We start from the raw sequence: 21,527 nt of genomic DNA, 5'->3' as shown, positions 1-21,527 counted from the left end.
CCTTGCAGACTGGAATTTCCCGTTGCTGTGGCAAAAAGAAGCGCACAAAGTTGGCGCAATAAAAACGGATTGTCGCCAGCAGCATCCCGCAGACCTCACCGAAAAACCTGTTTCAGTATAGATCCTATACTGGCTATGGGTGTCGGCCCTTTAGTCCGCTTGCGTCTGCAATCGCACCCAGCATAATAGTGCGCATCGTGCTCACTGCATTAATTTTAAGTGGCAGAGATACAATATAGTTTGAAGTCAAACCATGGAAAGGATGGTTGTCCTGAACAACGATATTCAACAATTAACTTTCAAACTTAGTCAGTGCTTCAGCTGTGGGAAATCGTTACTATCACAGTAACAACCGAATGAAATATTGAGTCCGAAGCCTGCTCAGCAATGCTGGCCGCCCAGCGCGATAGTGATGCAGTTAAACCAGAAAGTGATCTTTTCCAGTTTACGCCAGATTGATTTTCGCCAATAATTAAAAAACGGGGCGCATAGTGCTGCAACTAGTTTCTATTGGCCTCTCATTGTTGCTGTTCGCAGGCAGGAAAAAACGACACTGTCGACCCGAGGTACCCCGGTTCAAAAAATCACAACCAGTGACGCTTGTCGGCGAAAGAGATAAGCAGAGGTAGCTATGAAAAAACAATACTGAAAGATATAAAAATCCTTACAAGGATTAAACTCTCTGCGCTTTGGACAAGCGTTATGTTCTGCTACATATACGACGATTACCTTGAACTCAACGTTCCGGGAAAAATGCAGAATATGCTGAGGAGAGATGACACTGAGCGCAGTAAAGCAGGAATTGCTATTCGACCCCGCTATCTTGGTGGCCGTTCCCAGGCTTATGATTTTTCTTTCACTCGCGCTACTCTCCCCACCGAAAGTCGCTGGATCAATATTGGCGCCGAGCTGTTTTACACCACTATGATGCTACTGATTTTGCTTAACGGAGCCTGAACAGTTTACATGTTCTTCACAGCCGTTGAGGCTATACACCGCCAGCTCCTGCACGCAAGCTCCAAGCTTGATCGCCATGATTGAGGGTGCGAAAACAATTGTCACGGACAAAGGTTATGATAACGAGAGTCTGCGAAAACAAATTGCGCAACAGGGTACCAAGGCAGTGATTCCTTGAAGAAGCAATTCCGTGGAAGCCGGCGCGGATTTGGATAGGGGGCTCCTCAGAAATCGGCATCTGTTAGAGAATGCTGTTGCACAATTGAAACACTACCACGCGATTGCCTCACGTTTCGAAAACTCAAGGGGCGCTGTCAAAGCACAATAGCTATGGCTTGTGTCTTCCTAATCGCTGACCATGTGAAACGGGAACACCCCATAGTCAAGCTAAGTGTAATTTCCAACTTCTTTCGAGTCAGATCTGGCACAATCTGGCAATTCCACAGCACAAAATCAAAACGCTACTGCCTCGAACCTCCACCAAAAACCCAGTGTTTGACTTTCTTTCTCTTCGGGGGGGAGAATGCTTACTGCCAACCCCAAGCTCCAGGTAACTTCTGCAATTGACTCCCCATTAAATACGCGCTGAACGGCGATTTTTCGTATAATATGTTGCTCTTTTGCGCTAATTTTTCTGGCTTCGTATTTCAGGTGCGCCGTGATAACACGTTGTATTAATTAATTCCACTTGTTAGTGACTCGCGCACCTGCCCTTAAACGGAGTTTTTTACTACCGTTCTGTATAATGACATTAAGCGGCGGAAAATTGTTGAGTCAAAAGATCCAAACGTCTGGTTTGCATTTTCAAGGCATATTTTAATTCCTTAAAGCGGGTGTGCAGGGCGGTGGAGTGCCACTTTTCTTGCAGAGCATGGGTTGCTTCGTTGAGTTTGTCACGCTTCTGTTCATACCACTTTTGGCGTAACTGGTTCCACTCATTGAGGATGTTGGAAAATTGCTGGTATTCCTGCTCCAGGATTTTTGACCACTCTAGCTGTGACGATGCTTCCGTTTTTGAGGTGGAGGCTAGTTTTGCCTTGGCTTTTTTAAATTTCATATCCAGCACGGCTTTGTGGATTTTAAAACTGGGTGCTCGCTTTAAATCCTTTGTCAGACCCACCCAGCTGGCGCTTTTAATCAACCATTTGGTAGGGTCAAACTGCCACCAGCGCACACCATTGCGATAATCGTACTGAAACAAGTGGTGGTAATTGTGGTAGCCCTCGCCATAGGTTAACAAGGCGATAAAGCCGTTGTCTCTAGCAGTATTACTTTCGGTATAGGGACGCTTACCCCAAATATGGGCCAAAGAGTTAATTAAAAAGGTCGTGTGATGACTGATCACTAGGCGCAAGACACCGACTAACAAAAGGCTGCCGATGATGTCGCCGGCGGCAATGCCTACTAATAATGGTGGTATAAAATTCATCGCCAGCGTGATGGCCAAATAGTGACGGTGTTGCCACATAACAATCTTGTCGCGCTGTAAGTCTTTGGCGTTGTCAAAGTTGTCTTTGCCGCTGTCATAGTGTCTCAGCATCCAGCCGATGTGAGAAAACCAAAAGCCTTTTTTAGCTGAGTAGGGATCGCGTTCATTGTCATCGACGTAACGATGGTGGCGGCGGTGACCTGAGGCCCACACTAGAATACTGTTCTGGGTGGCGGCAGCACCAAACAGGGCCAGTAGGATTTTTAATAGTGGGTGGGCTTTATAGGTATGGTGTGACCAGAGGCGGTGGTAGCCGGCGGTAATCGATATGCCGTTGGAAATCCAGAATAACAATGCACAGATCACGATGGCCAGGCTATAGCCATGGGTAAAGGCATACCACGGGACGGCGATTAGAGCGATTAGCAGTGTAATGCTAAAAATCAGGGTCTGGAGCCATAAAATGGGTGGTTTCTCATTTGCCTTGTTCATACTGGCCATTGCCTTCGTTGTGTCGGTGGGTGAGACGAATGTCTCGATACTAGCTTAAATTCATAGCGCCTCCCAGCTGTAAAGGGCGTAGTGGTGTTAATAGTGCAGGTTATGAAGCGAAAGAAGGTAGATGCTGTCATTTTTATGGGCGGTTTTTTTGAATTTCAAGTGGGTAAAGGGGGTGATATTGACCACATATTAATCAGATAGATTTCTCCGCCAGTAGGGAGGGCGGGTGGCACCAGCTCCATACTGACTAGCAGAATTGACCTACTTGTTTTTCCAAAGTGATTCCCCCCCGGATTTCTCGGAGGCCAGCTTTCTTGAGAGAATTAGCCAGTGAGCAAACGACCAGGATACTCCCCGGAAGTACGGGAACACGCAGTTCGCATGGTATTGACTGGCAGGCACGAGCATCAATCACGCTGGGCAGTGATTAGAGTTATCGCCTCAAAAATCGGCTGCGCGCCTGAGACTCTACGGTCATGGACCAACAAGAAGGAAGTCGACAACGGCACTAAGCTCGGCACCACCAGTGGTGATGCAGCCCGCCTCAAAGAGTTAGAGCGCGAAGCCCGCGAGCTGAAGCGCGCTAACAAGATCTTGCGCAAGGCTGCCGCTTTTTTCGCCCAGGCGAAACCCGACCGCAAACTGAAGTAAGGGTGTTATTCATTACCGACATCGTGCTTGATGCTCTGGAGTGGGCACGAGGCAAGGCCCGCAGTGTTATCCATCACAGTGATCGAGGTAGTCAGTACCTGTCGATTCGATACACTGAACGGCTTAATGAAGCGGGCTTCCAGGCGTCGGCGACTCCTACGACAACGCACTGGCAGAAACCTCAAGGTGGATCATTCACAGAACAGGCCCATGGAAAGGGCTGGATGAGGTTGAACGCGCAACCTTGACCTGGGTCGACTGGTTTAACTGGATTAGTTCAGACTTGACTACTTCAGACATCCCTTCGATTCCACCATCAGCCTGCCGGGGCTGTGTCGGTACTGACTTTTTGTGCCTCTTCAGTAAGTTTTATCAAATTGGTTTCAATCGGGCCATGTTCCCTGAGCATTTTTGCCATCCACACAGTGCTGCTTGCGAGGAAGCGGGCTGTGCGATTTGTATAGAGATGACCCTGTCCCTGTTCGATGTAACTTGGCCCCGGCCCAGCATCACCAACCCAATAGCAGTCGGCATTTGGCGGAACAGTACACCCGTAATGGGTAAAGTTATACAGGGTTGTCGCGCAGCAATCATGCGCACCATCCTCATTCCCTGTAACGATCACACCCACCACCTTGCCATATAATGGGTATTGGCCGGTTTTTGGATCAAGATCCCGATATGAGCCATCCAGGCGTTCGCACATTAGCTGACAAGGTGATGCCCTGACCCCCATCCATATCGGCATCGACGGCACAAGGATATCGGCCTGCTTGATCTTATCGTAAATCTTCGGCCATTCATCCCCATCTCCCATATCGGATTCAACACCATATTTGATTTTGTAGTCGACTAAACGAACGATCTCACACTCGACACCCATTGGAGCCATCAGTGCTGCAACCTTGTCGATGAGGGCCTCGGTATTGGAAGTTTTCGGGGACTTTTTGAGCGTACAGTTCAAAAATAGCGCCTTGAGTTTCATCAGTTTCTCCCAGAGTTAAATCAAAGTCACCTAACGCCCAGCCTTTGATTTATTTGCATCATCCGACATATTTAGGCATTTAATCAGCTACAATATAATGTAGCAATTAATTATGCCCCTACCACATTTTTTCTCTCACCCCCCCCTTTTCCTTGAATTCGGGAAATCCACCAGATGGAGTAGCCATTGATCCGGACCATTCTCTCTCTTACCAGGATGTAGCCGTCATTCACGGACCAGTAGCCTCTAGGCCCTTGACTGTCTGCCGCTACAGCGCTCTGTCTCTGTTTCGGGCTCCTCTATCAGCCTCATACGCGCAGAACAAAGCACTATGCGCACAATATTCAGATCAGAGGTCAGACGAAGAATCGCCGGTGTAAACGTCCAGGCATAGGCCAGATTTGGCAATGCAGCCCTTGGTATTGATTAATATCACCAGATTCATGCGAATTGAATCAGTGGCTCATGGTGAATACCACCGAAACTGGACCATCTTGACCGCAACACGTTACGACCATAGCACCGAGCGACTACTTTGATCACCAAGTAGCCGAACCGTTTAGAAGATAACGAGATAGGTAAAATTAGCCCTCGGGATTTACCCGACACACCAGCGTTTTGGGCATCCTTCAGAGGGTAAACAGAGGAACTTAAGGAAGGTTGCTTGTTTACCCTTCTATATATATAGTAAGACGTTAACTTTCTTACCGCGTCTTCCCTGTAAAATTTTGAGTCTTCTACTTAGCTTAGCGCTTCGGTTCAGTGGAGCAATGCATACTGCTTGCTGACGGTAAATTTTTGCAGACCGAAGTGTCCGTAGGTAAAGGTAAAGCTCTCTATCTCGCCCTCAATACGACTCGAATGCACGCCACCCACTGTACAGACACCAGTGCCACAGACGACTTGATCTGTGTAACTCTTTATTGAGTAAACGCGACTGGCAATTTCTTTGCCATAGAGCCAGTCCAGAAAGGGACTAGAAACCGACAGGCCATCCTGGCCACAGGTACTGGTGGTAACGTTGAACGGATATCTTCCGCAGGACCAGAGCCCTCTGTAAGCTCCGGCGATGCCGATAAAGGCATCCACTTTATCAGCACGGCCTTCACTAATGATGGCTTTGGCTGCCAGAGTCACCCCCATGGAGTGGCCGATGACATCTATCTTGCCGGTGCAAGAACTGTTGATCGCCGTATTAATAGCATTGAGCACAGGCACCTCTTCAGAGCCGCTGTGATTATTGCATGCTGGACAGATCTTGGAGCCCCAACTAGGGCGAAAAATCTGGTTTGATGTGTAGCCTTCGTCAAGCAATCTTTGATAAGTACTATCCCAATCCGTTGGGTGCCCAATGTTACCATGGACAAGTACAACATTATCTACACATTGAGCGAAAACACCGGGCGTGCAGAAGGCGGTAAACAGCAAGCATAGCGCCCCGGTTAAGCAGTGAACATAGGAGTACATGTTGATCTTCCTCGTAATATTTGACGGGGTGGGCCGTGATTGCTTCTTCCACAAAAGGAAGTGCGTTGATAATAAAGACCCCAAGTCGTCCAATTGAGGATTTTTTATTATTTCTTTTGTAACAAAATTGCGCACAAGTTATCCAACCCACGATAAAAGTTAACAGCGCATTATTCTCGAAGGTATTCGACCTTGGTCTGAGTTGGCGGTAATTTCAACAGCCCCTATGTGAAGGTGATTGAAATTGCACCCGCAAGTTTAGACTGGAGTAATACCGACCGACAGGGGTCAGCGCTAGCATGTCCTGACCGGCAGAACCGCACAGCAATTACATTGCCTGCCATCCCTGACACTCTTCGCCCACGCCCGCTCCACTACCTCCTGTTCCAGCACCGCCTTACAGGCCACATCGACTTTCTCCCTGTAGCGCTGTTGATCGGGTTTGTTCAGATTGGCGCTCTTGCAGTTGGCGGTAGCGAGATTCCGGTTCAGCGCAGCGATCCGGTCCTTGCGTGCATGCGTGGGGAATCGTTGCCCAGTCCCACTTGATAGCCTAAGCGGGTGCCCTCCTCCGCGCCGCCGCTGCGCTGATGCTAGAGATCGTGTGGCATGGATGCCGATTGCGAGCATACAGGGATGTATTCACAGCCCGTTCTGGAAGAGGGGTATGCTTTCCTTCCGACCCGGTAGTAAACCGGCAGAAAACATGGATATCAATAGAATCACCCGGCCTTTTATGCATTTCAGGGCGTTCTTTACCCGATAATTAAAGAGCAAAAAACTTTCCAGCGACGTAACTTCCGTGGCTCACAGCACGTCTATTTCTTCAAGCGCTCTTTGCCGACTCTGTAATTCCCGAATAAATACCGTTTCAATGGCTTCTGCCATGCGCAGGCGTTTCAGTTTTTCAAAAAAAATCCGGGCTTCGGGAAAGGCCAGCTTGAGGTAGGCGAGCCACTGCTTGATACGGTTGCCCAGATATTTGGAGGGATATATTTCCCTGGTGGTCTGATAATAGTCCCACAAAAGGGCAACAACCTGTTGCCAACCCATAGGACGGTAGTTCTCACCGGCACAGAAAGCCTTGATCTGCAGACCCAGATCCGGGCGTGCGAGCAGGCTGCGTCCGAACATAAAGGCCTCGCAACCGGTCACTGCGCGGCAACGCTTGAACGCCTCCAGTGTCCAGATGTCGCCATTGGCAATAACGGGAATGTCCAGTCTCTGCCTGATTTCCCCGATACACGCCCAGTAGGCTGGCGGCTTGTAGCCATCCACCTTGGCGCGGGCGTGTACTGCCAGCTCACTGGCACCTCCGGCAGCGGCGGCGAGGGCGTTATCCAGATAAGTGGACCTGTCGTTGTAACCCAGGCGGATCTTGGCTGTGACAGGGATAGCCTGTGGAACAGCCCGGCGCACTGCACCGACAATGGCTTCCAGTCTGTGCGGGCTTTGCAACAGACAGGCGCCACCATCACTATTGTTGACGGATTTGGCCGGGCAGCCAAAATTCAGGTCGATGGCGCTCGCCCCCACTTCAACCGCCTTGTGGGCATTGGCCGCCATGGCTTCCGGGTTGCCTCCCAACAGTTGCAGGCGTACCGGAGTGCCGCCCGCCGTGGCAGCGCCATGCAAAAGCTCCGGGCACAGCCGGGTAAACACGCGACGGGGCAGCCTCGTATTGGTTACGCGCACAAATTCCGTTACACAAAGATCAATCCCACCGATTCCGCAGAGCAGTTTGCGCACATGGTGATCAATGACACCTTCCATTGGCGCCTGGTAGATTTTCGGTCGAGGCAGGGCTGTCTTACTGGTCATACAACTGGATCTGGAAAACACACGGAGATAACTGGCGCATATTCTATCAGCGGGTGCTTTACCACTGTAGGCATAGTCATTCCAGGGATGTTCAAAGAATGCTCAAAAGACAGACTCTGAAGCAAGTGCGGATGGATTAAAACAGGCTGCATTGTTGCCAATGAAACCAATAACCGATTGATTTTAAAAGCAACTTGTACTGATAATAGGAAATTGCCGACGCCATTTTATTCTGCAACAAGTAGCGGCTCCACATCCGCCAGGCTTTTGTGGCCCGGTAACTTTGGAAGGGGGAGAGACCCACGGATATGCGGTAAAGTGACGTAGTGGTCAGAAGAAGGGGTGGCCTCACTGGCCCCTGTCTGATTCCGGGGCCCACAATGTCGATACCCGAGCTTACACACCTGGCGATGGGGCTGCTGATGGGCGGAGACCAAAAAGTGCTGTTTGTACGCGAATGCCATTGCCCATTGACGAGCCCGTCAAAGACCAGGGTAAACCCGAGGGCTGGCTTTTCATCAAGAAGCCTTAATCGCGCCCAAACAACACAATCGGCAAAAACAAATTTCATAACCCACTGGCTTAGGGGATAACTGTGCAAGAGACACTTTTTCAACAGGGACTGGACATGACGCTGTTCGGGATGGGTGTTGTTTTTACGTTCCTGCTGTTGCTGGTTATTGGAACCGGTATTATGTCCCGTATAATCAGGCATTACTTTCCCGAGGCCAAACCGGCCACTGCACCACCCTATACCGGCGCGGGAGACAGGGCACGCTTACACGCCATTATCAAGGCGGCAATTGATCAGCACCGCAAAAACCGCTAGCCGCCCTTCTTTTTTTGTTCACCATCCAAATATTTCTGCCGAGAGAGAAAGCCCATGACTGAGGTTAAAAAGCCATTGGGGATTACCGACGTAGTCCTGCGCGATGCCCACCAGTCACTGTTCGCAACCCGCTTGCGCCTGGACGATATGCTCCCCATCGCGGGAAAACTCGACAAGGTGGGATTCTGGTCACTGGAGTCCTGGGGCGGTGCCACTTTTGATGCCTGTATCCGCTATCTCGGCGAGGATCCCTGGGAACGCATCCGCGAACTGAAAAAAGCCATGCCCAATACCCCGCAACAGATGCTGTTCCGCGGACAGAATATTTTGGGCTACCGCCACTACGCCGATGACGTGGTGGAAAAGTTTGTCGAGCGCGCGGCAAAAAACGGGGTGGATGTGTTCCGTGTATTCGATGCCATGAACGATATGCGCAATCTGAGAACGGCACTGGCATCGGTCAAAAAGCACGGAAAGCACGCCCAGGGCACTATTTCTTTCACCGTTAGCCCGGTCCACACCATGGACCTTTGGGTGGATCTGGGCCGCCGGATCGAGGATATGGGCGCGGACTCCATCGCAATCAAGGATATGGCCGGGCTGCTGCGGCCCTATGAGGGTTATGAGTTGGTGAAGCGCCTGAAGGCGGCTGTGAACATCCCCATCCATATGCAGTGCCATGCCACCACGGGTCTCTCCACTGCCACTGCACTCAAATGTATCGAGGCGGGCATCGACAATGTGGATACGGCCATCAGCTCCATGTCCATGACCTACGGCCACAGCCCCACCGAGACATTAGTGGCCATTCTGGAAGGCACCGAGCGGGACACCGGCCTGGATATCGGCCTGCTGGAAGAGATCGCCGCTTACTTCCGCGAGGTGCGCAAAAAGTACGCCAAGTTCGAGGGCTCCCTAAAAGGTGTGGACTCACGGATTCTTGTGGCCCAGGTGCCCGGAGGCATGCTCACCAATATGGAAAACCAACTGCGCGAACAGGGCGCCGGTGATCGCCTCGACGAGGTCCTCGAAGAAATCCCCCGCGTGCGCCAGGATCTGGGATATATCCCCCTGGTTACCCCCACATCACAAATTGTGGGTACCCAGGCCGTGCTGAATGTACTGACCGGCAGCCGTTACCAGTCGATTGCCAAAGAAACTGCCGCTGTTTTGAAGGGGGAATATGGCGCGACACCCGCCGAGGTGAATCAGGAACTGCAGATGCGGGTGCTGGACGGAGAGGTACCTGTGACCTGCCGCCCCGCTGACCTGATCGCACCAGAACTGGATAAACTGACCCTGGCGCTGCAGGAAAAAGCCGGTGAGGAGGATCTTGCGCTTACCGACGGCGAAGGTGAGATTGACGATGTGCTCACCTACGCACTCTTCCCGCAAATCGGTCTGAAGTTCCTGAAAAACCGCGGTAATGCCGCCGCTTTTGAACCTGTGCCCAACAGCCACGGGAACGATGCCATCAAAAATGATCAGGGCGAGGCGGTCTACACGGTGTCGGTGGAAGGGCAGAGATACACCGTGACCGTATCCGATGGCGGTGACCTCACCAGTGTGTCCGCTGCCACCCCGGCAACCGCGACAAACACCAGTGCAGTGCATAGCGCCAGTGGCAGTGGCAGTGGGGAGCCGGTCAATGCACCGCTTGCGGGCAATATTTTCAAGGTCATGGTGCAGCCCGGAGATCAGGTCAGTGCGGGCCAGGCCATTGTGGTGCTGGAAGCCATGAAAATGGAAACCATCGTCAGTGCGCCGCGCAGCGGCAGCGTCTCCAGTGTGACGGTGAAAGAGGGCGATGCCGTGGCGGTGGGTGATGTCCTGCTAGCCATCGCTTAGCGGGAGGTAGGAGTCACAAGTGAATAACTTCATTACTCTTTGGCAATCATCCGGCCTCTCTCAAATGACGCCGGGCCAATTCACCATGATTCTTGCGGGGCTGGTTCTGCTGTTCTTGGCCATTCGCAAGCAGTTTGAACCGCTGCTGCTGGTCCCCATTGGCTTTGGCGGGATACTGGCAAATATTCCCGGCGCGGACCTGGCACTTTCCGCGGCGGAAACCGCGCTGGCCCAGGGAGATACCACAGTATTAACACAAATGGCGCAGATTTTAGGCCTGGATAGCAACAGCGGTCTCGGTGCCCTGAAAGAGGCTCTGGCCAGAGCACCAGCTGCTTTGCAGGTACAGGCAACGGAGTTTGCCCGGGATGCCGGCTTCAGCAACGGCATGCTGTACAACTTCTACTCTGTGGCTATAGCCTCCGCAGTCGCGCCCCTGGTGATCTTTATGGGGGTCGGTGCCATGACAGACTTCGGTCCACTGCTGGCCAATCCGCGCACTTTGTTTCTGGGCGCCGCAGCGCAGTTTGGCATCTTCGCTACGGTGTTGGGTGCCGTTGGTTTATCTGTGGCCGGCATTATGGATTTCAGCATCGCCGATGCCGCGGCGATTGGTATCATCGGCGGCGCCGATGGCCCCACAGCGATTTATGTCTCCAGCCTGCTAGCACCCGACCTACTCGGGGCCATCGCGGTTGCGGCTTACTCCTATATGGCGCTGGTGCCTATGATCCAGCCGCCGATTATGCGCGCCCTCACGACCGAGCGGGAGCGAAAAATCGAAATGGTACAGCTACGCCATGTGAGCAAACGGGAGAAAATCACCTTCCCGCTGTTGTTGCTGATCCTGGTAGCCCTGTTCCTGCCGGCCGCCGCCCCGCTCCTTGGGATGTTCTGTTTCGGCAATCTGATGCGCGAATGCGGCGTGGTGGCACGACTTTCCGACACCGCCCAGAATGCGTTGATCAATATCACCACCATTTTCCTCGGGCTGTCTGTGGGCTCCAAGCTCGTCGCGGACAAGTTCCTGGACCCAAAAACCCTTGGTATCCTCACCCTGGGTATTGTGGCTTTCGCCATCGGCACCGCCGCCGGCGTGCTGATGGCCAAGCTCCTTAACCTGTTCAGCAAACACAAGGTCAACCCGCTGATCGGTTCCGCCGGTGTATCCGCTGTGCCTATGGCTGCGCGGGTATCCAACAAGGTGGGCCTGGAAGCCAACCCCCACAACTTCCTGTTGATGCACGCCATGGGTCCGAATGTGGCCGGTGTAATTGGCTCTGCCGTTGCCGCCGGGGTGATGATCAGTATGGTGCGGAGTATGGCCGGTGGCTGACTACCCGGCGATTGACGGTTTGGCCTCCACTTGAAACCACCCGCCCCGCGCCCTTTTTCCAATCAGAACCCTACCAACCCGACGACCAGTGCGGTTGCCGGGTGAGCCTGCTCACGGGATGGATTGGCGATTCTTAAATAGCACGCGGCTTGCAATGCGCAGATAAACAGCACTGCCCCCGATAATTTTTTTGTCTCTCGCGGGGTGGCGGATCACAAAATCCGCTTCCCGGACTAACCCGGCACCACATCCCCATTCTGGCCCCGCTGGCGCAGGGCGTGGTCCATCAGCACCAGGGCCATCATCGCTTCGGCAATCGGGGTTGCACGAATACCCACGCAGGGATCGTGGCGCCCTTTTGTCACCACTTCGATGGCGTTGCCGGAACGGTCAATGCTGCGGCCTGGAATCCGCAGGCTGGAGGTGGGTTTCAGGGCGATATGGGCAACAATATCCTGGCCACTGGAAATGCCCCCCAGAATGCCGCCGGCATTGTTTGACAGGAATCCATCCTCAGGGGTGATTTCATCCCGATGCTCGGTACCCTTTTGCTCCACACTGGCAAAACCCGCACCGATTTCCACCCCTTTCACCGCATTGATACTCATCAGGCCACGGGCCAGATCCGCATCCAGGCGGTCAAATACCGGCTCGCCCAGACCCGCGGGTACACCGCTGGCGTGAATAGAAATACGCGCACCTATGGAGTTGCCCTCTTTGATCAGGGCCTGCATGTAGTGCTCCATCTCCGCTACGCGGTCTGCATCCGGGCAGAAAAACGGGTTTTGCTCAACCTGATCCCAATCCAGCTTTTGCACCTGAATGGGCCCCAATTGGGACAGGTAACCGCGCACCAGAATGCCGTATTTCTGTTTCAGCCATTTCTTCGCAATCGCGCCGGCGGCAACGCGCATGGCGGTCTCCCGCGCAGAGGAGCGGCCACCGCCGCGATAGTCGCGCACACCATACTTCTGCCAGTAGGTATAGTCGGCATGGGCCGGGCGCACCTGTTCGGCAATACTGCTGTAATCCTTTGAGCGCTGGTCGGTGTTTTCAATCACAAGACCGATGGGTGTACCGGTGGTTTTTCCCTCGAACACGCCGGAGAGTATCTGCACCCGATCCGGTTCACGGCGCTGGGTGGTATAGCGGGAGGTGCCGGGCCTGCGGCGATCCAGCTCCCGCTGGATGTCCTCTGCATGGATCTCCAGCCCCGGTGGGCAGCCATCGACGATACAGCCCAGAGCGGGGCCGTGACTTTCGCCAAAAGTGGTAACACTGAACAGTTTGCCAAAGGTATTGCCCGACATAAGCGACTTTTCCAGCTCGTTATTGGTTGAATTGGGGTTGGCTCCAAAGAAAGCCGCACATTATAGAGCGTTCCCCACCCGTGCGAGCGGTGCCCGGCAAAAAGCACAGACACTTCCCACACTCATTTCCGAGGAGTAACCCGGCTGCCCATTTCACCGGATTGACAAAAACAATTACTCTTTCTCAAAGAGGGGCTGGTAGGCGAGCAGCTCCTCACGGCTGATCACAAACACTCCGTGCCCGCCGTCCTCGAATTCCGGCCACATAAACGGCACCTCCGGGAACGCCTGCTCAAGCGCTTCCCAACTGTCGCCCACCTCGCAGACCAGCAGTCCCTCCGGTTGCAGATGGGTGGCAGCCTGGTACAACAGGCGGCGCGTGAAATCCAGGCCATCCTCCCCCGAACCCAGGGCGATTTCCGGCTCTAGCCGGAATTCATCGGGCATTTCGGCCAGGTCCCCTGCGCTCACATAGGGTGGATTGCAGACAATCAGCTCGTAGCTGAAACCTTGCAGGTTGTCAAAGAGGTCCGATTGCAGGGCGCGCACCCGCTCATTCAGGTGGTGGCGGTTGATATTGATCTGTGCCACCTCAATCGCACCCGCCGAGATGTCGCTGAGGTCCACCCGCGCCTGTGTAAAGGCCTCGGCGCAGGCGATACCAATACAGCCACTGCCACAGCACAAATCCAGTATCGCCAGGGGCTCCACCTTGAGCCAGGGCTCAAAGCCGCGACGTATCAGTTCTGCGATGGGCGAACGGGGCACCAGCACCCGCTCGTCCACGTAGAAGGTCATATCGCAAAAGTGGGCCTCACGGGTGAGGTAAGCAGCGGGAATCCGCTCGGTGAAACGCCGCTCCAGTATGGCGAGTACCTCGCGGCGCTCTTCGCTGGTCAGGCGGGCCTGCAGTATTTCCGGTTTGCTGTAGGGCGGTAGATACAGGGCATGGGTAACCAGCAATACCGCTTCATCCCAGGCATTGTCGGTACCGTGGCCAAAACAGAGGCCGGCCTCGTGAAACCGGCTGGCACCCCAACGAATATAATCCAGTACTGTGGTCAACTCGCGCAGGTTGGATTCACGCCTTTCTATCATGGGACCTATCCTAAATTGCTGTGGCTCTTATCGGGGTTCGCGCAGATCATCTTTACTCTCGGGTTGCAAACGCTTAGGGTAGCGCATCCGCCCTTCGGGCCGAGATGTTGGAAAGAGCAGCATGAACAGACACTACGCGCAAATTATTGAAGCAATCGGTGAAGATCCGCAACGCCCCGGACTCAAAGATACCCCGGAGCGCGCCGCCAAGGCCATGGCATACCTGACCCGCGGTTACAAGCAGACCCTGGAAAACGTGGTCAACGGTGCACTCTTCCCGTCAGACTGCAGCGAAATGGTACTGGTCAAGGATATCGAACTCTACTCCCTGTGTGAGCACCACCTGCTGCCGTTTATCGGCCGTGCCCATGTGGCCTATATTCCCAATGGCAAGGTTGTGGGCCTGTCCAAGGTAGCGCGCATCGTCGATATGTTCGCCCGCCGCCTGCAGATTCAGGAGCAGCTCACCGTTGAGATCGCCGAGACCCTGCAAGGCGTCACCGGTGCCGCCGGTGTTGGTGTTATCATAGAGGCCCAGCATATGTGCATGATGATGCGCGGCGTGGAAAAGCAAAACTCTGTGATGAAGACTTCGGCCATGCTGGGCATCTTCCGCAGCAACCAGGCCACACGCAACGAATTTCTCTCCCTGATCCGCCAGTAACCGGATCGGCCCGGAAGCGTTGCCGGCCACCCGTGTTTACAGAGTGAACCGCTATGCCTCACCTGATCATAGAGTACGCAAAAAATCTGGAAGACAGGATTTCCGTTGCCGCCCTGGTCAGCTCGGCGCAGGAGGCAATGAACCGCTCCGGTCTGTTCGCCTCCCACACAATCAAGACCCGCGCCAGGGCCTACGACCAGTTTATTGCCGGCGACCAGGGGGATAGTTTTATCCACGCAGAGATTCGCCTGCTGCAGGGGCGCAGCGCCAGGGAGCGGGAGGCACTCAGTTCAGCGGTGTTCAATTGTCTGTGCCAGTTTGCCGATGGCGTCCCCGCCGTCTCGGTGGAAGTGCGTGAAATGGATGCCAGCTGCTACTCGAAACGGGTACCCTTCTAGGCAGCTAGGAATCGGCCTCGCCGCGCAGGAAAGGCCCAAACCACGCTGCAATCCCCTCCGCACCCGCCTCCATATGCAGGTGGTGACTGCCGGGCATCACCTGCACTGTGATATTTTTATGCCCCTTCAGCACCGGGTGTAACCGCTCGATCATACCCTCGATCCCCCCTTCCGCCAGTACCAGGCGCACCGGCATATTGAGACGGGATAAAAACGCCCGCACCTGGGCCCCGTTGAGCTTGGCAGTGGAGGACGCCATCAGGCGCGGGTCATTGCGCCAGATAAAGCCGCCGTCGGCAGGGCGGATGCCCCGCTCGGTGAGCACACCGGCGGCCCAAGCCGACAAAGGGAACATACCGTTCATCCGGGCTTCAACCGCCTGGGCAAAAGTCCGGTAAACCCGCGGTTTGCGCACCACACTGTAACGGGCGCGCTGGGCGATGGCCCTGGCGAGGATATCCGGCGCCTGGGCATCCTCTGCTGAAGGCGGCACCAAACCATCGATCAGAGCGAGACGCTTTACCCGGCCGGGAAAGGCACCGGCGGCAATCATTCCCGCAATAGCGCCGCGGGAGTGCGCGAGCAGCGAGAACTTGCGCCAACCCAAGGCTTCGGCAGCACCCAGAATATCCTCGGTCTCCTCCCAGATATTGTAATTGGCATCGGAAGAGCGGTGATAGCTGCGACCGTGCCCGGCCATATCCAGGGCAACCAGGTTTATCCCCTTCAGCATTGGAGCCAGGCGGTCGAAGCTTGCGCAGTTATCCAGCCAGCCATGCAGAGCCAATACCCGTTCCCCCTCGACACTTCCCCACTGGCGCGCAGCAATGGCTTTGCTGTCGAACTCAAGATGCACTTCGCTGTACCCGGTGTGCTTCATAGCCGCTGATCCCATTGGATCTATTCCCATCTGTCAAAGACACTAATGGTGCAGTTGGCCGCGGCCTCCTGCAATGACTCTTAACACCAGCGGGACAGGGATTTCGGTGCAATGTGAATGGACACGGCCTGGGCAATCTGCCGCTTGGGGATCAGAGTGTGGTTATCCGGCGTGTTGCAGCCAATCCAGATCAGCACAGCCGTTCGCCCAGACCTCGGCACTGACACAAGCGAGACTGGCCGTGCCGAAAGGGTATTGATCAACACTGCCGCACAGACCGTTGAGCAGCTTGCCCACCAGGGGCTGGTGGCTGACCATAAGGATGGGAAAGGCTTCCCGGGCCTGTTCCTGCAGCCTGTCGAGGACTTCCCGGGGGTTGGTATCGCCAATCAGCAAAGGCTCGGTAAGCACAGGCAACCCCAAGTGTGCAGAAACAATCCCGGCAGTCTGCTGGGTGCGCACAAAGGGGCTTGCCCAGAGTGCGCGCACGGCAGACAGCTCTTCGGCGCGCTTCTCACACACCTGTGCAACCTGAATGCGCCCAGATTCCGTCAAAGCGCGCGCAGCATCGTTGCCAAGCAGGGGTTCGGCCTTGCCGTGGCGCAGGATAAAGAGCTGCATACGCATTGCCTCAAGCCGGGGTAAACAAAGGGTCAGGCTTTATCAGCACGCTCACCGGACTCACCCGGTTTGTCGGAACTGGAAGCCGGGGGCTCGTCCGAACGGTCTTTCGCCAGCCCGGACTTGGATTGCCTTACAGACTCGCCGGCCCCAAGGATAATAGCATCCTCAGCTTCTTCTGTTTGCCCGGCCTTCTTCGCAGTTTCCCCTTTGCCTTTATTGGAAACCACCTCCGCGGAAACTTCTTCGGCACCCTCATAACCGGAGAGATCTTCCACATCGGACTCCGGCCACTCGGAAAACGGGAAGGGTTTTTCTTCGGTGTTGTAAATTAAAAACTGGATTGTCTGGTAGACATAGGAGGCAAGCTGATCACCAAGGCGGCGCAGGTTATCATTGGCGCTGCCGTTGATAATCGAAAAAAGAAACTGCAATACCACCACCGCCAGCAATAAAAATCCGGCAATTTCCAGACAGATGGCAAACAGCACCATGTAGAGCAGGCGCACCCATTGGCTGCCAGAGGTCAGATTGCGCTTGAGTTCATCGTTTTTCATAAAGAGGCTTCCGTTAGGGTTTGGCCGAATAGGCCACATCAAATGTTTGCGCGCCCGACATTAAATGGCGAATAACATCCGGAATCGGCCGCTGTTCAAATAATATGGCGTAAATCGCGGAAACCAAGGGCATGTAGACGCCCATTTCCTCCGCTTTCTTTTTTATCAGGCGAATGGTATTCACACCTTCGGCGACCTGACCGATTTCCGCGACAGCGCGATCCAGGGACTTGCCCTTACCCACCAGATAGCCAACCCGATAATTGCGGCTCAGGTTCGAAGAGCAGGTGAGTATCAGATCCCCAACACCGGCAAGACCGATAAATGTCATGGGATCTGCCCCCATGGCTTCGGCAAAACGCATCATCTCGGCAAGAGAGCGCGTGATCAGCAGGCTGATGGTGTTCTGCCCACGATCCAGCGCCGCTGCCATGCCGGTTATGATCGCATAGATATTTTTCAAGGCCCCGGCCAGTTCAACGCCAAAAACATCTTGACTGGAATAGACACGAAACGTCTCGGAATGCAGCGCAGCCTGGATATCGCCGCACAGTTCCTCGTCCTCGCTGGCAATCACGGTTGCAGTGTAGTGGCCTGCGACAATTTCCTTGGCGAAATTGGGGCCGCTCAGCACGCCAATACGCATCCCGGCAGTTTCCTCGCGAAGAATTTCGCTCATCAAGTGGAAATGATCATGCTCTATGCCCTTGGTGGTGGAAATCAACATGGTGCCCGGTTTCAACATCGGCGCCAGGCGCTGCACCACTGCACGAAAAGACTTGCTGGGGATAGCGATAAAGACGATATCGCAGCCCTGTACCGCCTCATATAGGTCGCTGCTGATACGAAGCCCTGGATGCAAGGCTACGCCAGGTAAATATTGATTATTTTCACGGGCCTCCCGGCAGGCTTCCGCCTGTGTAGCATCCCGCATCCACTGGCGGGTGTCGTGGCCATTTCCCGCTACGATATTGGCAATCGCAGTCCCGAAACTGCCGCCGCCCAATACGACCACAGAACGAGAGTTGGAAGTTTCCTTTTGCATAATGATACCGGTAAAGCTTTTCCTGGGGCCTGGGATTATAGCGGTGTGCCCAGATGGCGCTGGGATAAATTGGAACTATTTGATTTAGAGTGAAAAATAAGTGATTTGTGCGCTATATTATCAGCCTACAGGCAAAAATCCCAATCTCTACCCTCTTCTCGGATAGTAACTGCAAGCCCCACCCCGCTCAACAGTACAATACCCCTGCCCGCACCCTTCTGCACGAAAAACAACCAAATGCATTCAGCGCACCCGCACAAGCCCTGACTCCAAACCATGCAGAGGGCACGACCGGGGCTGCATGGGCGGGCCTTTACCCCAGCCGCCATCTCCATGAGAGTATTCAGCGCCAAAATTCTTTGTACAGGCATGCCCTCCATGACACTGCCGGGCACAAGCTAAAGGCGCGTTTTTTATAAAAATGATGATCAGGAAAAATGGCTGGCTACTTTCTCGGTTTTCAGCAATCTGCCAGCCATTTAAACAATACCAAGGCATCAACATATCCTTGTATAGGATGGTTAAATGCCTTAGGGAGACGGCCTACGATGTTGAAGCCAAGTTTACACCATAAGCGAACAGCGCCCTCGTTACTGGAGGCAACAAAGTTGAATTGCATCGCCTTGTAACCAAGGTCTAGTGCAATGTTTTGCGAATGCCGACACATTGTGGTGGCAAGCCCTCTGCCTCTAGCGAATGAAGAAACCATATAACCACAATTTCAGACATGCTTGCCTGGACTTGCCTGGTTGGTTTTTAGATAATAGGAACCAAGAATTTTTTTATTTTCTTCAAAGACAAAAGTTTTACGTGGGATTTCCAGCCAGATTTTTTCAGCCTTTGCCTTGGTAGCATCCATTTCATAAGCATAAGTATCACCGGCTTTAGCTATTTCATGGAAGATCGGCCATATCAAATCCCAATCTTCCTTCGTTGCTTCCCTAATATTCATCTATCTGTCTCAAAAAAACAGCCTGCCTGTACCTTGGACCGAGGTGCGCAGTATGAAGATCCAACCCAAAAAAATTGGGGGGGGGGGATTGTACCCGGCACTGGTACGTTTTGCATATGCCAGATTCTGAGCCATTACCAGCTACACCTGCTTCTTTACCGAATACAGTGGATTTAATGGTAATCAACACCCTCCCCTTTGCATCGCGAAGAGCGGCCAGGCTGGTAGCTGAGCTGGTAAAACTGTTAGTGGTCTGAACCTTTCTCACTCAGATGCAGAACCAGCACCCGATAAAAATCGGGATCATTCATTATGATATAAATACTCAGACACCGTTTTATTGGGTTCTTACTAGTAAAGCAGGAGGGAAGAATACCCCTCTCCCAGGATCGTATGAGGCATGGATGCCGATTACGAGCGTACAAGGATGTATTCACAGCGTGTCCTGGGAGAGGGGTATTCTTTCCTTTCGACCCGGTAGTAACCACCAGTTAAAATCAGGTAGTACGCCTTATGTACTCTCGGTATCGTCAAAATTTTCGAGGTGATGCTTGATTGCCTGAGTTATCTGATCAAGCTCATTACCAGCCAGTTTAACCATTCCAGCATCAGCATTTTCAGCGGCCTGTTTCACATTTCGCGCACCGCAGAGCGCATAGGTAATTCCCGGTTGCGCAAGGGTCCATGCAATAACTGTTTGGGCAATGGATAGATTGTGCACCTTTGCAATATCTTGGATCGACTGCAAAAACCCTTGAATTTTTAGACGATTTTCAATACTGAAGCGGGGGTTTTTGAGACGCAGGTCATCGCCTTCAAACACACGATCCGGACCGATTTTGCCTGAAAGCAGGCCAAGGGCCAGGGTTGAGTAACTGAGCATTGCCACATCGTACTGCTTACACAGTGGCAGCAGGGTATGCTCAATGCCCCGGTCGAGCATGGAATAACACTCCTGAATGGCGTCCAATTGCCCGGCAGCCACATATGCCCTGAAGTCCTCGGGTGAGGCATTAGAAATACCGATTGCTCGAATTTTACCCTGTTTCTTGAGTGTTAATAACGCATCCATAGTTTCGGCAATAGGCGTTGTACTGTCTTGCCAATGGGTGATGTACAGATCGATATAGTCCGTTCCGAGGCGTTTCAGGCTTTGCTCTGCCTCGTAAAAAATCGCCTCCCTACCCAGATAACGATGAACTTTTTTTCCATCTTCATCGAGGAAGTAGTTGCCTTTATCAGTGTGCCAGACCAATCCGCATTTGGTGGCCAGCACAACTTCGTCACGGCGGCCTTTCACCGCCTCCCCAACCAGCTTTTCTGAACGACCCAAACCGTAGGCAGGTGCGGTATCGATCAATGTTACGCCTGAATCTATAGAGGCGCGAACAGCATCAATAGAAGACTTGTCGTCACCTCCACCCCACTTCCAACCACCCATTGCCCATGTCCCCAGGCCAATGACAGAGGCACTGATACCGGAACTTCCCATAGGGCGAAGCTGCATTTTGTTTCGAATTGTTTGATTGGCCACTGTCTACCCTCATTTTCTGCTATCAATTATTTTTGACAGGTATGTGTATCTGCCATGGTTACACCACTTTGAAAAAACCCTTACGATCTGACAATAGCTGCTGGATGTGAGCATTCAAGAACCGGATTCGCTTGTGAAATTTCACCTGTCTGCCGCACCCCGATACCCAATTCAGCCCGGTGTGAGCGGCGAATGAAACCCGCAAATTCAGTATTGCCACTACCCGCTCCCGCAACCGATATACAAAAGCTCATTTCAACGCCGTTAACTTGGGCCCTATTGAATAATAAATGACATTTAGGGTTTTGTTCGGCTTGCCAGGTAGCACCCTGGTACAAAATAAAAACAAGCCCTTGAATACATACTGTTTTTCAGGGCGTTGGCACCGGTTTACCTCTAAAATAATCATTAACCTGACAGCCCCTTGAGTTTTTCAGCCAATTATTGACATAAAAAATAAAAAGTGGTACTAGAGTTTCGACTTGGTAGTCGATGGCAAAGGAACGGCGCTGTCACATCCTCCACACAAAGTGGCCAGCTCCATGCGCCCAACCCTGGTAAGGGCATTGTATTCAACCCCGGCCCGCACACCATGGTGGCTCCAGTTGTCCCGCGCAGTTACAGCAACAGAAACAACACAATCA

20 protein-coding genes and 2 pseudogenes are annotated in these 21,527 nt (G+C 53.2%); 9 read left to right on the top strand and 13 right to left on the bottom strand.

The window, feature by feature from the left end; genetic code table 11:
• Positions 1 to 600 precede the first annotated feature (600 nt).
• Complete coding sequence (locus tag ACL7TT_RS14190; protein ID WP_413396317.1) at positions 601 to 957, top strand: hypothetical protein; 357 nt, start codon at positions 601 to 603, stop codon at positions 955 to 957.
• Positions 958 to 1,000: 43 nt separating this feature from the next.
• Positions 1,001 to 1,305, top strand: a pseudogene (locus ACL7TT_RS14185) (transposase); the annotation flags it as partial.
• 403 nt (positions 1,306 to 1,708) lie between these two features.
• Here ACL7TT_RS14185 and ACL7TT_RS14180 read toward each other — a convergent pair.
• Entirely contained in the window at positions 1,709 to 2,878 is a 1,170-nt protein-coding gene (locus ACL7TT_RS14180) for an acyl-CoA desaturase (RefSeq protein ID WP_413396315.1), read from the bottom strand.
• Between the two features lie 339 nt (positions 2,879 to 3,217).
• Between ACL7TT_RS14180 and ACL7TT_RS20520 the strand changes: the two genes are divergently transcribed.
• Complete coding sequence (locus tag ACL7TT_RS20520; protein WP_459564498.1) at positions 3,218 to 3,538, top strand: transposase; 321 nt, start codon at positions 3,218 to 3,220, stop codon at positions 3,536 to 3,538.
• Positions 3,539 to 3,561: 23 nt separating this feature from the next.
• Positions 3,562 to 3,806: pseudogene (locus tag ACL7TT_RS20515) on the top strand (IS3 family transposase); the annotation flags it as partial.
• A 48-nt stretch (positions 3,807 to 3,854) separates the two neighbouring features.
• Here the strand turns inward: ACL7TT_RS20515 and ACL7TT_RS14170 are convergent.
• The 3 genes from ACL7TT_RS14170 to ACL7TT_RS14160 form a co-directional block, all read right to left on the bottom strand.
• On the bottom strand, positions 3,855 to 4,523 hold the full coding sequence (locus ACL7TT_RS14170; RefSeq protein WP_413396313.1) for a flavodoxin family protein: 669 nt from the start codon (positions 4,521 to 4,523) through the stop codon (positions 3,855 to 3,857).
• A 759-nt stretch (positions 4,524 to 5,282) separates the two neighbouring features.
• Positions 5,283 to 5,990 (bottom strand): alpha/beta hydrolase family protein, encoded by a 708-nt coding sequence (locus ACL7TT_RS14165; RefSeq protein WP_413396369.1) that lies wholly within the window; start codon positions 5,988 to 5,990, stop codon positions 5,283 to 5,285.
• Between the two features lie 807 nt (positions 5,991 to 6,797).
• Positions 6,798 to 7,811: a tRNA dihydrouridine synthase gene (locus ACL7TT_RS14160; RefSeq protein WP_413396311.1), complete on the bottom strand. Its 1,014-nt coding sequence runs from the start codon at positions 7,809 to 7,811 to the stop codon at positions 6,798 to 6,800.
• A gap of 595 nt (positions 7,812 to 8,406) precedes the next feature.
• Here ACL7TT_RS14160 and ACL7TT_RS14155 point away from each other — a divergent pair.
• The 3 genes from ACL7TT_RS14155 to ACL7TT_RS14145 all read left to right on the top strand — a co-directional run bounded on the left by ACL7TT_RS14155 (position 8,407) and on the right by ACL7TT_RS14145 (position 11,824).
• The gene (locus ACL7TT_RS14155; RefSeq protein WP_299947595.1) at positions 8,407 to 8,640 is read left to right on the top strand and encodes an OadG family protein; all 234 of its coding nucleotides are present in this window, start codon (positions 8,407 to 8,409) and stop codon (positions 8,638 to 8,640) included.
• A gap of 54 nt (positions 8,641 to 8,694) precedes the next feature.
• On the top strand, positions 8,695 to 10,488 hold the full coding sequence (gene oadA, locus ACL7TT_RS14150; RefSeq protein ID WP_413396309.1) for a sodium-extruding oxaloacetate decarboxylase subunit alpha: 1,794 nt from the start codon (positions 8,695 to 8,697) through the stop codon (positions 10,486 to 10,488).
• A gap of 64 nt (positions 10,489 to 10,552) precedes the next feature.
• Positions 10,553 to 11,824 (top strand): sodium ion-translocating decarboxylase subunit beta, encoded by a 1,272-nt coding sequence (locus ACL7TT_RS14145; protein WP_413396367.1) that lies wholly within the window; start codon positions 10,553 to 10,555, stop codon positions 11,822 to 11,824.
• 233 nt (positions 11,825 to 12,057) lie between these two features.
• Here ACL7TT_RS14145 and aroC read toward each other — a convergent pair whose 3' ends face one another.
• Together aroC and prmB are read right to left on the bottom strand one after the other, a co-directional pair.
• The gene (gene aroC, locus ACL7TT_RS14140; RefSeq protein ID WP_413396307.1) at positions 12,058 to 13,134 is read right to left on the bottom strand and encodes a chorismate synthase; all 1,077 of its coding nucleotides are present in this window, start codon (positions 13,132 to 13,134) and stop codon (positions 12,058 to 12,060) included.
• A gap of 174 nt (positions 13,135 to 13,308) precedes the next feature.
• Positions 13,309 to 14,232, bottom strand: a complete 924-nt coding sequence (gene prmB, locus ACL7TT_RS14135; RefSeq protein ID WP_413396305.1) for a 50S ribosomal protein L3 N(5)-glutamine methyltransferase — start codon at positions 14,230 to 14,232, stop codon at positions 13,309 to 13,311.
• A 121-nt stretch (positions 14,233 to 14,353) separates the two neighbouring features.
• Between prmB and folE the strand changes: the two genes are divergently transcribed.
• Both folE and ACL7TT_RS14125 read left to right on the top strand, forming a co-directional pair.
• Complete coding sequence (folE, locus tag ACL7TT_RS14130) at positions 14,354 to 14,896, top strand: GTP cyclohydrolase I FolE (protein ID WP_413396303.1); 543 nt, start codon at positions 14,354 to 14,356, stop codon at positions 14,894 to 14,896.
• 53 nt (positions 14,897 to 14,949) lie between these two features.
• Complete coding sequence (locus tag ACL7TT_RS14125; RefSeq protein WP_413396301.1) at positions 14,950 to 15,294, top strand: 5-carboxymethyl-2-hydroxymuconate Delta-isomerase; 345 nt, start codon at positions 14,950 to 14,952, stop codon at positions 15,292 to 15,294.
• A 4-nt stretch (positions 15,295 to 15,298) separates the two neighbouring features.
• On the opposite strand, the gene ACL7TT_RS14120 is transcribed toward ACL7TT_RS14125, so the two are convergent.
• The 7 genes from ACL7TT_RS14120 to ACL7TT_RS14090 all read right to left on the bottom strand — a co-directional run bounded on the left by ACL7TT_RS14120 (position 15,299) and on the right by ACL7TT_RS14090 (position 20,883).
• Positions 15,299 to 16,174 (bottom strand): alpha/beta fold hydrolase, encoded by an 876-nt coding sequence (locus ACL7TT_RS14120; protein ID WP_413396300.1) that lies wholly within the window; start codon positions 16,172 to 16,174, stop codon positions 15,299 to 15,301.
• Between the two features lie 162 nt (positions 16,175 to 16,336).
• The gene (locus ACL7TT_RS14115; RefSeq protein ID WP_413396298.1) at positions 16,337 to 16,795 is read right to left on the bottom strand and encodes a SixA phosphatase family protein; all 459 of its coding nucleotides are present in this window, start codon (positions 16,793 to 16,795) and stop codon (positions 16,337 to 16,339) included.
• A 32-nt stretch (positions 16,796 to 16,827) separates the two neighbouring features.
• Positions 16,828 to 17,352 carry a DUF4389 domain-containing protein gene (locus tag ACL7TT_RS14110; protein WP_299947612.1) on the bottom strand — a complete coding sequence of 175 codons (525 nt, stop codon included), beginning with the start codon at positions 17,350 to 17,352 and terminating at the stop codon, positions 16,828 to 16,830.
• A 13-nt stretch (positions 17,353 to 17,365) separates the two neighbouring features.
• Complete coding sequence (locus ACL7TT_RS14105) at positions 17,366 to 18,397, bottom strand: NAD(P)H-dependent glycerol-3-phosphate dehydrogenase (RefSeq protein ID WP_413396297.1); 1,032 nt, start codon at positions 18,395 to 18,397, stop codon at positions 17,366 to 17,368.
• 460 nt (positions 18,398 to 18,857) lie between these two features.
• Positions 18,858 to 19,106 (bottom strand): GNAT family N-acetyltransferase, encoded by a 249-nt coding sequence (locus ACL7TT_RS14100; RefSeq protein ID WP_413396296.1) that lies wholly within the window; start codon positions 19,104 to 19,106, stop codon positions 18,858 to 18,860.
• A gap of 12 nt (positions 19,107 to 19,118) precedes the next feature.
• Positions 19,119 to 19,349 (bottom strand): GNAT family N-acetyltransferase, encoded by a 231-nt coding sequence (locus ACL7TT_RS14095; RefSeq protein ID WP_413396294.1) that lies wholly within the window; start codon positions 19,347 to 19,349, stop codon positions 19,119 to 19,121.
• Positions 19,350 to 19,860: 511 nt separating this feature from the next.
• Complete coding sequence (locus ACL7TT_RS14090) at positions 19,861 to 20,883, bottom strand: aldo/keto reductase (RefSeq protein WP_413396292.1); 1,023 nt, start codon at positions 20,881 to 20,883, stop codon at positions 19,861 to 19,863.
• Between the last annotated feature and the right edge of the window lie 644 nt (positions 20,884 to 21,527).

It is taken from the genome of Microbulbifer jejuensis, from assembly GCF_047289955.1.
Taxonomy (GTDB): Bacteria; Pseudomonadota; Gammaproteobacteria; order Pseudomonadales; family Cellvibrionaceae; genus Microbulbifer.
The sequence above is the reverse complement of the archived record's forward strand: the minus strand, read 5'-3'. Positions and strand labels throughout refer to the sequence as shown.